General features: G+C 70.4%; 7 protein-coding genes. 4 read left to right on the plus strand and 3 right to left on the minus strand.

Going from position 1 to position 11,284, the window contains the following annotated elements; all coding sequences use genetic code 11:
- The first annotated feature begins 47 nt into the window (after positions 1–47).
- Positions 48–2,534 carry a SpoIIE family protein phosphatase gene (locus tag FNH04_RS12670; protein ID WP_322722978.1) on the plus strand — a complete coding sequence of 829 codons (2,487 nt, stop codon included), beginning with the start codon at positions 48–50 and terminating at the stop codon, positions 2,532–2,534.
- A gap of 12 nt (positions 2,535–2,546) precedes the next feature.
- Complete coding sequence (locus FNH04_RS12675) at positions 2,547–3,050, plus strand: metallophosphoesterase family protein (protein WP_322722979.1); 504 nt, start codon at positions 2,547–2,549, stop codon at positions 3,048–3,050.
- 37 nt (positions 3,051–3,087) lie between these two features.
- Here FNH04_RS12675 and FNH04_RS12680 read toward each other — a convergent pair whose 3' ends face one another.
- The 3 genes from FNH04_RS12680 to FNH04_RS12690 all read right to left on the minus strand — a co-directional run bounded on the left by FNH04_RS12680 (position 3,088) and on the right by FNH04_RS12690 (position 7,096).
- Entirely contained in the window at positions 3,088–4,428 is a 1,341-nt protein-coding gene (locus tag FNH04_RS12680) for an AbfB domain-containing protein (RefSeq protein WP_152783534.1), read from the minus strand.
- Positions 4,429–4,583: 155 nt separating this feature from the next.
- Positions 4,584–6,008: a family 43 glycosylhydrolase gene (locus FNH04_RS12685; protein WP_152783535.1), complete on the minus strand. Its 1,425-nt coding sequence runs from the start codon at positions 6,006–6,008 to the stop codon at positions 4,584–4,586.
- A gap of 272 nt (positions 6,009–6,280) precedes the next feature.
- Positions 6,281–7,096, minus strand: coding sequence for a phosphotransferase (locus FNH04_RS12690; RefSeq protein WP_152783516.1), 816 nt, complete (start codon positions 7,094–7,096; stop codon positions 6,281–6,283).
- A 163-nt stretch (positions 7,097–7,259) separates the two neighbouring features.
- Here FNH04_RS12690 and FNH04_RS12695 point away from each other — a divergent pair, with 163 nt between their 5' ends.
- Positions 7,260–9,260 (plus strand): translation factor GTPase family protein, encoded by a 2,001-nt coding sequence (locus FNH04_RS12695; protein WP_322722981.1) that lies wholly within the window; start codon positions 7,260–7,262, stop codon positions 9,258–9,260.
- 78 nt (positions 9,261–9,338) lie between these two features.
- Positions 9,339–11,219: a cellulase family glycosylhydrolase gene (locus FNH04_RS12700; protein WP_152783520.1), complete on the plus strand. Its 1,881-nt coding sequence runs from the start codon at positions 9,339–9,341 to the stop codon at positions 11,217–11,219.
- The last annotated feature ends 65 nt before the right edge of the window (positions 11,220–11,284 follow it).

Consider the following 11,284-nt stretch of genomic DNA (forward strand, 5'->3'; position numbering starts at 1 on the left):
GTCACAGGGGCTGCGCAAAGTGTCCGGGAGGCGCTGTAATACCGGACGTGAGCGGTGAGGACGGGGTGGGACGCGCAACGAGAACGCCGCGCGCCGAGCTCGCCCTCCGGTCCCTCGTCGTCGATTCCGACCCGCCCCCGAACTCCCGGCTCTGGCCGGGCAGGGGGGACGCCCATCAGCGACTGCACCGCATCCTCGAACAGGTGCTCGTCTTCGCGAGGGCGACCGTCGCCGCCGTGTACCTCGCGGACGACGACGGCGACCTGCTGTGCCTGTCCGAGTCGGCCGGAGTACCGAGGACGCTGTACGGGCTGCGCGACAGCTACCCCGCTTCCGGGGCGTCCCCCGTGGCAGAGGCGTGCCGGTCGGGACGCCCCCTGTGGCTGCCGTTCCGGGCACTCGGCCAGGACGCCGACGTCCGGCGCTCCGAGCTCAGGGACTTCTCGCTGGGCGTGCTGCCGTGGGGGGAACGGGGCTGTCTGCTCGCCGTGCACGACGGCGCGGACGGCTTCGACGCCGACGACCAGGAGTGCCTCGCCCTCCTCGCCGAGGCCGCCTCGGACGCCGCACCGGGCCCGCGCCCCGCGGCGGGCGCCGTGTTCCACCTGGACACGGGCACCGGGCGCGTCGACGTCGACGACGAGATGCTGCGGCTGTTCGGGCTCGGGCCCGAGGACTTCGACGGCAGGGTCGAGACCCTTCTCGCCCTGACCGTGCCGGAGGACCTGCCCTCGCTGATGTCCATGGTCGAGTCGGACCCCCTGTCCCTGGGCGACCGCGAGCTGGAGTTCCGTATCCGCCAGCCCTCCGGCGAGCCGAGGTGGCTGCGGCTGCGTGCCCGGCTGCTGCCCGCGACGCAAGGCGGCGCGGCCCGGCTCGTGGGCACCGTCGCCGACGCCTCCACCCTGCGCTCCGGGCTCACCGACGTGGCCCGCGTCCAGCGCCTCGCCGCCGCGCTGGCCACCGCGGGCACCGTCCGCGACGTCAGCCAGGCCGTGGTCGCCGCCCTCCGCAAGCCCCTCCAGGCCGACCGGATCGCACTCGCCGAACTGGAGGGCGACCGCCTCGTCGTCACCGTCCTCGACCCGCCCGAACCGGAGGCCTGGCCCGACCTGTGGCGCCTGGAGTGGCGCTCGGAGTGGCCCGACGCGCCCGTGCGCGCCATGCCGACCCTCGCCGCCGCCCTGCGCGAGGGCCGCGCCGCCATCTGGCCCGCCGGAACCGCCCTGGAGCCCGCGCTCGCCGACGTCGGCCCCGGCGGCCTCGCCGTCCTCCCGCTGCCCGCAGGCAGCCGTATGGCCGGGGCCTGCCTGATCGGCTGGGACGCCCCGCACGACTTCGGCCCCGACGAGCGCGCCCTGCTGACCGCCTCCGCGGGCCTCGCGGGCCAGGCCCTGATGCGCGCCCACGCCTTCGACGCCGAGCACGAACTCGTCGGCATGCTCCAGCGCACCCTGCTGCCGCGCCGGCTGCCCACGCTCCCCGGCGCGGTGGCCGTCGCCCGCTACCTGCCCACCACGGCGGGCCTGGAGGTGGGCGGCGACTGGTACGACGTGATCCCGCTGCCCGACCACCACGTCGCCCTCGTCATCGGCGACGTCCAGGGCCACAACGCCGGAGCCGCCACCCTCATGGGACAGATGCGCACGGCCCTGCGCGCGTACGCCGTGGAGGGGCACCCGCCGGACGTCGTCGTCTCCCACGCCAACCGGCTGCTGATGGACATGGAGACCGACCTCTTCACCACCTGCTGCTACGTGGACGTGGACATGGAGGAGGGCACCGCCTGGTGCGTCCGCGCCGGACATCTGCCCCCGGTCCTGCGCCACCCGGACGGCACCACCGAGATCGCCGAGTCGGAGTCCGGCCCGCCCCTCGGCGTGATCACCCAGGCCGAGTTCCCCATGAGCCCCCTGCGCCTGCGGCCCGGCACCGTGCTCGCCCTCACCACGGACGGCCTCGTCGAGTCCTCCGACACCGACATCGAGGACGGCCTCGACCGCCTGGCCGGTGACCTGGCCGCCGCCGACCCGGCCCATCTCGGCCCCGTGGCCGACGCGCTGCTCGGCGGCGCCAACCGCGACGACGACGTGGCCCTGCTGCTGATGCGCTACGACGGCATGGACCTGCGTCCGCTGCGCGAGAGCTGGACGGTGTGGCGGCTGCCCCAGGCGGTCGGCCACGCCCGCCGCTTCACCCGGCGCACCCTGCGCGCGTGGGGCGTGGAGTTCGAGGCCGACGCCGTTCTCCTCGTCGTCTCCGAACTCGTCACCAACGCGCTCGCGCACACCGACGGCCAGGTCCGCCTCGACCTGACCCTCGTCGACGACCGCCTGCGCGTCGCGGTCGCCGACTCCTCACCGCGCACCCCGGTCGGACCGGCCAGCATCGGCTGGGAGGCCACCGGCGGCCGGGGCATCCTCCTCGTCGAGGCCATGTCCTCGGCCTGGGGGACCGTACCGGCCGGGGGAGGCAAACAGGTGTGGGCCGAGACAGCCATCGGCCGACCCCGAGCGGGAGGCCCCGCCGGATGACACCCTGAGGACGTGCGCCTCCTGCTGATGTCCGACACCCACCTCCCCAAGCGCGCCAAGGCCCTGCCCGAGCCGCTCCTCGGTGAACTGCCGCACGCCGACGTGGTCGTCCACGCCGGCGACTGGGTGGACACCGCCACACTCGACCTGCTGGAGGGCCGCGCCCGCCGTCTGGTCGGCGTGTACGGCAACAACGACGGCCCCGAACTGCGCGCCCGGCTCCCCGAGGTGGCGTACGCCGAACTGGACGGACTGCGCCTCGGCGTCGTCCACGAGACGGGCCCCGCGCAGGGCCGCGAGCGCCGCTGCGCCGAGCGCTTCCCCGATCTCGACGTGCTGGTCTTCGGGCACAGCCACATCCCGTGGGACACGACCGCGGACACCGGCCTGCGGCTGCTCAACCCGGGCTCGCCCACCGACCGCCGCCGCCGGCCCCACTGCACCTACATGACGGGACGGGTGACGGACGGCCGGCTCGACGACATACGGCTGCACCGGTTGCCGCCCCGGACCTGACCGGGGCGGCAACCGGTGCGTGAGCGGCCCTGCGGCGTCAGGCCCAGGCCGTGACCGGGACGAAGGAGCTGTCCTGCCGGAACAGGTCCGTACCGTCGGAGGGGTCCACCCGCAGCTGGTAGTTGTAGTGCCGCAGGTAGTAGCCCGGGAAGTTGTACGACTCGAAGCGGATCGACCCCGATGCCGTACCCGTGCGGGCGATGAACGTGGCGTCCTTCGCGAAGATCGACGAGCCGTCGTTCGAGTCGAAGCGGCCCCGGAAGTCCCAGTGCCGCAGGTACTTTCCGGAGGAGTCCCGGAACGAGAAGGCGTTCGAGTCGGCGAGACCCGGTACCACGGTGAACGTCGACGCCTGCTTCTCCGCGGTGGTGCTGGACGCGGTCACCACGGGCAGGTTGAGCAGCGAGGACTGCTGCTGCCAGTAGCGGGTGGAGAAGTTGGCCGACCGGAAGGACCGGGTGACATTGGTCGACAGGCTCGGACCGCCCGACACCGTCTCCCTGATCACCGTGAAGTGGCGCGCGGTCCCGGAGACCGTGGGCAGCTTCTTCGGCGCGGACCACGTGGCGAACGTGTCGTAGCTGTCGCTGTAGTAGTAGCTGCTGTCGCCGTAGCCGTCGAAGAAGATCCGCCAGGCTCCGTTGTCGAGCTGGACCAGCGCCGGCCCTTCACGGGTGCCGCCCCAGCCGGCCCAGTTGCCGGTCCTGCTGATGGTGTACGGGCCGTCGAGGCTGGAGGCGGTGGCGTACTCGATGTACTTCGTCGTCTCGTTCTTCGGGAACGCGTGGTACGTCGAGCCGATCTTCACGATGAACGTGTCGATGTGGTTCGCGCCGAGCCCGGACATGGCCACCGGGGCGCTCCACGCCGTCAGCGCGGAGTTGGTCGCCCGCAGCCGGTACGTCGAGAAGATCCACTGGTCGTTGGTGGTCGAGCACGACAGGATGATGTTCACGCTGCCGTCGCTGTCGACGAACCACTCCGGCGCCCACGCCCGCGACAGGTTCGCGATGGGGACCGTGTAGTCGTACAGGAACGTCCAGTTCTGCCGGTCCGAGCTGCGCGCGAAGCCGATCGTCGTGCTGGTGTCCTGCCAGGTGTGCGTGGTGTAGGTGATGTAGTAGAAGCCGTCCGTGTGCTTGAAGACGCTCGCGTCGCGGATCCTGTTGCTGGGCGGGGTGTACGCCGAGGCCTTGAGCAGCCGGAAGTCGGTGGCGTCGTCGGCCTGGTAGACGTTCACGGTGCCGTCGTTGCTGTTCAGGAACGGCACGATCGTGTAGCGGGTGGCGGAGCCGTTCGGCGGTGCGGCGGCCGCGGCGGTGCCCAGCAGGCCGGGCAGTTCGCCCAGGACGAGCGCGGAGGCCGGTACGGCGGCCATGGCACGCAGCAGGGTGCGGCGCGAGGGTGTGAAGGAGCGGTCGGATCTGTCGTCCCGGTCGGGGGTGCTCACAGGGGCTCTCCTCAGTACTGGGGGTGCGCGGCCCCGACCCGTGGGGTCGGGGCCGCTGATGGGTAACGGGCCGGGACTCCGGCTCACTGGGTGTAGAAGGTGGCGTCGGCCCTGTCGGTCGCCGTGCTGGGAGCCTGGACCTGCAGCAGGTAGTTGTAGTGGCGGATGTAGCGGCCCGGGAAGTTGGACGACTCGTACGAGACCCCGGCGGAGTCCGCGAGCCCGGCCCGTTGGGTCCAGGAGGCGTCGCTGCGGAACTGCGCCGTCCCGTCGTTCTTCTCCACCCACACCTCGAAGTTCTTGTGGCGCAGGAAGTAACCGGGGAAGTTGGCCGACTCCAGGGAGACCGTGCCGGTGCCGGCGAGACCGGTGACCACGCGGAACTGCGAGTCGGCCAGCGGGGACACGTTCGGCTCGATCTTCGCGCGGTACTCCCAGTGCCGGATGAACCGGTCGGGGAAGTTGTACGAGGAGAGCCGGATCGGGGTGAGGCCGTCGGCGACCGGGATACCGAAGTCGGGCGTGCCGTCGGCCTTCCAGTAGATCTTCTGGACACGGGTGCGGCGGTTGGGGTCGTTGAGGGGGTCGCCGCTGATGTCCTTGTAGCTGCGGTCGTGGTAGACGAGGATGTCCGACTTGCCGTCCTCGGAGACCGTGAACTGGTTGTGCCCTGGGCCGTACTGGCTGGTGGCGGCGTTGCTCGCGAAGACCGGGCTCGCGGACTTGCTCCAGGACGAGGCGCTGAGCAGGTTGGCCGATGCTGAGGCGGTGAGCATGCCCATGCAGTAGTTGGCGTCGGTGGCGCTGGCCGAGAAGGTCATGAAGACCTTGCCGTTGCGCTGGATCACGGCCGGGCCCTCGTTGACCGTCTGACCGCCTGCGGTCTCCCACGAGGCGGTCGGCCGGCTGAGCATGACCGGGGTGCCCGTGATGGTCCAGGGGCTTGACATCTGCGCTATGTACAGGTTGGTGCCGCTGCCGACGGCCGGGTCGTTCTGCGCCCAGCTGAGGTAACGGGTGCCGTTCACGACGAAGGTCGTGGCGTCCAGCGAGAAGGTGTCGAGCGGCAGCGCGATACGGCCCTTCTCCGTCCACGTGCCCGTGATTGGGTTCGCGGCGGTGCACTCCAGGACGTACGGCCGGATCTTCCAGATGTTGTTGGCGTCGCCGGCGGCGAAGTAGATGTACCACTTGTTGTCGATGAAGTGGATCTCCGGGGCCCAGATGTGGGCGCCCATGGTGCCGCTGGCGTGCTTGGTCCAGATGGTCGTCTCGGCGGCCGACGTGAGCCCCTGGATCGTGGTGGCCCGGCGCAGCACGATCCGGTCGTACGCCGGGACCGTGGCGGTGAAGTAGTAGAAACCGTCGGTGTGCTTGAAGATGTGCGGGTCGGCCCGCTGCTCGGCGATCGTGTTCGTGTACGTCACGCCGGGTGACGCGGGCACGGCGGCGTGGGCCGTACCGGCCGAGACACCGGTGAAGGTGGCGGCGGCCGAGCCGGCGATCATGCCGAGAACCGTTCGACGGGTGAGCTCAGGTCTCACGGACTACTCCCTCTGGGCTGGAGCTGGGGATGAAACTGGAGCTTGGACTGGAGCTGGGGCGGAGAAACTCCGACAGTTCACACTCTGTCGGTATTTCGAACACAGTTCGTAAGCTCGGCCAGAAGATAGGTCGCGGCACACGACCCAGTCAACGCTTCTGTCACACAGGTTTCACACGGCCGCAAAGAGCATGCGCCCTTTCCGTCCCGCGCAGGTGGGAAGCATCCCAAGGCGGTTCAGTCCAGCAGGGCGGCCGTGATCGTATCGCGGTGGGCCGTCAGCCAGGCCTGGAGGCGGTCCCAGCGTTCCCATCCACCGCGCTCGGCCAGCGCCCGGAGGTAGCCGGGGTCACCGGCGGCAACGCGGTGGGCGACGAAGGCCCGGCAGCTCTCGGTGGCCTCTTCGATGACACCGGGTAGCGCGGTGCGGTCCCGCGTCGCGAGACCGTAGCTGTTGGCGAGGGTCCGCAGCCGCGCAGGTACGTCGAGTCCGGCGGGGTAGAGCGCGGTGACGGACGCGGGGTCGAGGAGGGGAACCCAGTAGCGGGCGGTCATGGCGAGGTCCCAGAGGGGGCGCCCGGGGGCGGCCATGTCGAAGTCGATCAGGGCGGCGGCCCGGCCGTCGCGGAAGACGACGTTCTCCGGACACACGTCGTTGTGGCACAGCATCGTTCCCCCCTCCGGGTCGGCGAGGTCGCGGGACCACTCGGCGCGGGGGTCGACCCCGACGGCCGCACTGGCCTCGTGCAGGCGCCGCAGCAGGTCTCCCACCGATGCCAGCGCGGTCGTCGTCATCACCCGGCGCGAGAACGGCGGCAGCGCCACGTCGCCGGGGACGAAGGTCAGCTGCTCACGGCCGTCGTCGGTGAGACGGACGGGGGCCGGAGCCGCGTCGAAGCCGTGCTCCCTCAGTGCGCGAAGGTGGGCGTGGAGAGCGCGCGCGTTGCGCGGTGCCGGACGCTCGACGATCTCACCCCTGCGGAGGACCGCCCCGGCGTTCACCATCCCGCCGGCCAGCGCCTCGCCGTCCGTGACTTTCCCCTCGGCCGTCATGGCGGTCACGCTACCGCCATTAATTGGTTGCGGTCGCGGGAAGCCCTCTGATGCACTGCACGGGACCAGTCAGAAGAAAGCAGACTTCAAGGAGCCGCAATGCGTCCTGCGTTCATGTCCGCCCCGGAAGGAATGACCCCCGTTACAAAGGACATGACGCTTGGTGCACACGCTCAATCTGGGAATTCTCGCGCACGTCGACGCAGGTAAGACCAGCCTCACCGAACGGCTGCTGCACACCGTCGGAGTGATCGACGAGATCGGCAGCGTCGACAAGGGGAACACCCGGACCGACTCCCTCGCACTGGAACGGCAGCGCGGTATCACGATCAAATCCGCTGTCGTCTCCTTCGAGATCGAGGACACGACGGTCAATCTGCTCGACACGCCCGGCCACCCGGACTTCATCGCCGAGGTGGAGCGGGTGCTCGGCGTGCTCGACGGCGCCGTGCTCGTCGTCTCGGCCGTCGAGGGCGTCCAGGCGCAGACCCGCGTCCTGATGCGGACGCTGCAGCGGCTGCGCATCCCCACGCTGGTCTTCGTCAACAAGGTCGACCGCCGTGGCGCACGCCCCGAGGAACTCCTCAAGGACATCTCCGCACGGCTCACCCCGGCGATCGTGCCCATGGGCGAGGTGACCGGCCCCGGAACCAAGGGCGCCCGCTTCACTCCGTACGAGCCGTACGGCACTCTCCCGCCACGCCTCCTCGAACTGCTCGCCGAGCACGACGACGACCTGCTCGCCGCGTACGTCGACGGTGGGGCGGCCGTCCCGTACGGCCGGCTGTCCACCGCGCTGACCGCGCAGACCGGGCAGGCCCTGGTCCACCCGGTGTTCTTCGGCTCGGCCATCACGGGCGCCGGCGTCCGCGAACTCGTCGCGGGCATCCGGTGGTTGCTGCCCGCCGCCGAGAGGGACACGGACGGCCCGGCCTCCGGCACCGTCTTCAAGGTCGAGCGCGGGGCGGCCGGGGAGAAGATCGCCTACGTACGGATGTTCTCCGGGACCCTGCGCACCCGGGACCGCGTCTCCTGCCGGGACGGCGAACCGGAGGGCAAGGTCACCGCGATCGAGGTCTTCGAGCGCGGCTCGGCCGTCCGGAAGGCGGCCGTGGCGGCGGGACGGATCGGGAAACTGTGGGGCCTCACCGGTGTCCGGATCGGGGACACCGTCGGCGTCCCCCGGAAAGGAACGGAGGAGCAGCATTTCGCGCCACCGACCCTGGAAACGGTCGTCGTACCCGCCCGTCCCCGCGACAGGGGCGCCCTGCATACCGCACTCACCCAGCTCGCAGAGCAGGACCCGCTGATCAATCTGCGGCACGACGAAATCCGCCGGGAAATCTCCGTGTCGCTGTACGGGGAAGTGCAGAAGGAGGTCATCCAGGCCACCCTCGCCGATGAATTCGGCCTCGATGTCACCTTTCGCGAGACCACCCCCCTCTGTATCGAGCGCCTGACCGGCAGCGGTTCGGCGGTCGAGTTCAACAAGAAGGACGGAAATCCGTTTCTCGCCACCGTCGGACTGCGTGTCGATCCGGCGCCCGTCGGGTCCGGGGTGGAATTCCGCCTCGAGGTCGAACTCGGATCGATGCCGTACGCGTTCTTCAAGGCGGTCGAGGACACCGTGCGCGAGACCCTGACCCAGGGAATCCACGGCTGGCAGGTCACCGACTGCACCGTCACCATGACGCACTCCGGGTACTCGCCCCGGCAGAGCCACGCCCACCAGCGGTTCGACAAGAGCATGTCGAGCACGGGCGCCGACTTCCGCGGACTGACCCCACTGGTACTGATGGACGCGCTGCGGAGGGCGGGCACCCGGGTGCACGAGCCACTGCACCGCTTCCGGCTCGACCTCCCGGCGGACGCGCTCGGCGCGGTCCTCCCCGCCCTGGCGAGGCTGGGCGCCGTACCGAGGGCGACCGGGACGCCCGGCCCGGTGAGCGTGCTCGAGGGATGGGTTCCGGCAGCACAGGTGCACCGGCTGGAGCAGCGGCTGCCGGGGCTGACCCGGGGCGAGGGCGAGCTGGAGTCCGCCTTCGACCACTACGCGCCGGTAGCCCATGGCGCCGTTCCCCGGCGACCGCGGACCGGCCCCGACCCGCTGGACCGCGGGGAGTACCTGCTGAACCTGACCCGGCGGGTCGGTGATGGACGGTAACACCGCTGAGAAATTGGGTACTTACTCTGGCGTCAGATGCTATTGACGGCTCGCCTGTCCATTGGGACGGTGGGGGACATGTCGAATGTGGCGGACATGTCAAGACTGCGCACTCGTTGGCTCGGTGTCCTCGTACTCGTCACCGGCTTCCTGACCGTGGCGGGCCCCCAGCCCGCCTCCGCTCTCCCCGACGAACTGTGGTTCGACGCACCCGCCGGGGCCACCCTCACCGTCGAGAACGGACACTTCACCGACGGCCTCGGCCGCGAGGTCGTCCTGCGCGGCTACAACGTCTCCGGCGAGACGAAACTGAAGGAGAACAACGGCCTGCCCTTCGCGTCGACCGCCGACGCGAAGAAGTCGGCGACGGCGCTCCGGGCACTGGGCGGCGGCAACTCGGTCCGCTTCCTGCTGTCCTGGGCGTACGCGGAACCGGTGCGCGGCCAGGTGGACCCGGCCTACCTGACGAAGGCCACCGACCAGATGCGCGCGTTCCTGGACGCCGGGATCCGCGTGTACCCCGACTTCCACCAGGACCTCTACTCCCGCTGGCTGTTCGACTCCGACAGCTGGTACACCGGCGACGGCGCTCCCAAGTGGGCCGTCGACCTCGGCGACTATCCCGACGAGTACTGCGGGATCTGCCCGTTCTGGGGCCAGAACATCACCTCGAACGCGGCCGTGAAGGAAGCCACGTACGACTTCTGGCACAACACGTACGGGCTGCAGGACTCCTTCCTCAGCACCGCCGAGAAGATCATGACGCACCTGAAGCAGAACCTCACCGGCGCCCAGTTCGCCGGTGTCGTCGGCTTCGACCCGTGGAACGAGCCGCACGCGGGCGTCTACGACTCGGGCCAGACCAGCCGTACCTGGGAGAAGAACGTCCTCTGGCCGTTCTACGTGAAGTTCCGCGCCCGCATGGACGCGGCGGGCTGGCAGTCCAAGCCCGCCTTCGTCGAACCGAACCTCTTCTGGAACGCCAACCTGGACTTCCAGCGCGAGGAGGGCGGACTCCTCGACGCGGGCACACTCGGACCGCGCTATGTCTTCAACACCCACTTCTACGACCAGAAGGCCATCTCCGGCGTCTTCATGTGGGGCAAGGCGGAGGACGGCCAGTACGTGGGTGACTTCGGCACCGTGCGCGACCGCGCCACGGCCACCGGGACGACGGCCATCATCAGCGAGTTCGGTCACCCGCTGAGCGGCTCGGTCTCCGACAAGGCACCGACGGTCTACAAGGCGATGTACCAGGCGCTCGACTCCCGGGTGAAGGGCGCGAACTGGTGGTCGTCCCCGGCGTCCTCCGGTCCCGTCCTGTCCGGCTCCCAGTGGCAGTGGGACATCTACAACGGCCGCCACAACGAGCTGATGAACGACAACGCCGACAAGGTGCAGACCGAGGGCGACGCCTGGAACGGAGAGGACCTGTCGGCGGTCCGCCTCGACGACTCGGGCACGGCCGTGCTCCGCCAGGACGCCCGGATGCTGGACCGGGTCTACCCGAGCGCCACGGCGGGCAGGACCCTCGCGTTCACCTACGAGGACCGCTCGCGCGACGGCTCCACGACCCTGACGTGGAACCCGGTGCCGAGCTCGCTGCCCAACGTCTCGCAGCTGGTGGGCTCGGGGCAGTACTCGCTGCTGGTGTGGCGCTCGGACGGCAGCTCCGAACCCACCGAACTGCACCTGCCGGCGTCCTTCCCCACGGCCTCCACCACGGTGGTCTCGGACCTCGGTGTGACGTCCTCGCCGCCGGCGTACACGACGTCGACTCCGATCGCCGTCGCCAAGGAACCGGGCGGCACCGGCAGCCGCCGTCTGCTGCTCACCGCCGCGGACTCGGGCACCCTGCACTACGCCCTGGTCACCAACGGCGCGACCGCCCCGTCCTCGTCGCGGCTGAGCGCGGCGCGGACCGAGCTGTCGTCCTGGATGGCGTCGAGGTTCAGCTAGCCGACGCCCGACGCCCGACGCCTACGGGCCGGTGTCCGGCCGGGGAGAGATCCCCGGCCGGACAC

The sequence above is a fragment of the Streptomyces phyllanthi genome (genome assembly GCF_009377205.1).
Lineage (GTDB): Bacteria > Actinomycetota > Actinomycetes > Streptomycetales > Streptomycetaceae > Streptomyces > Streptomyces phyllanthi.

Bases quoted from the DNA above. Each gene is read 5' to 3' on its own strand.
- FNH04_RS12700 (WP_152783520.1), top strand. From the start codon at position 9,339: ATGTCGAATGTGGCGGACATGTCAAGACTGCGCACTCGTTGGCTCGGT.
- FNH04_RS12690 (WP_152783516.1), bottom strand. From the start codon at position 7,096: ATGACGGCCGAGGGGAAAGTCACGGACGGCGAGGCGCTGGCCGGCGGG.
- FNH04_RS12680 (WP_152783534.1), bottom strand. From the start codon at position 4,428: ATGGCCGCCGTACCGGCCTCCGCGCTCGTCCTGGGCGAACTGCCCGGC.
- FNH04_RS12685 (WP_152783535.1), bottom strand. From the start codon at position 6,008: ATGATCGCCGGCTCGGCCGCCGCCACCTTCACCGGTGTCTCGGCCGGT.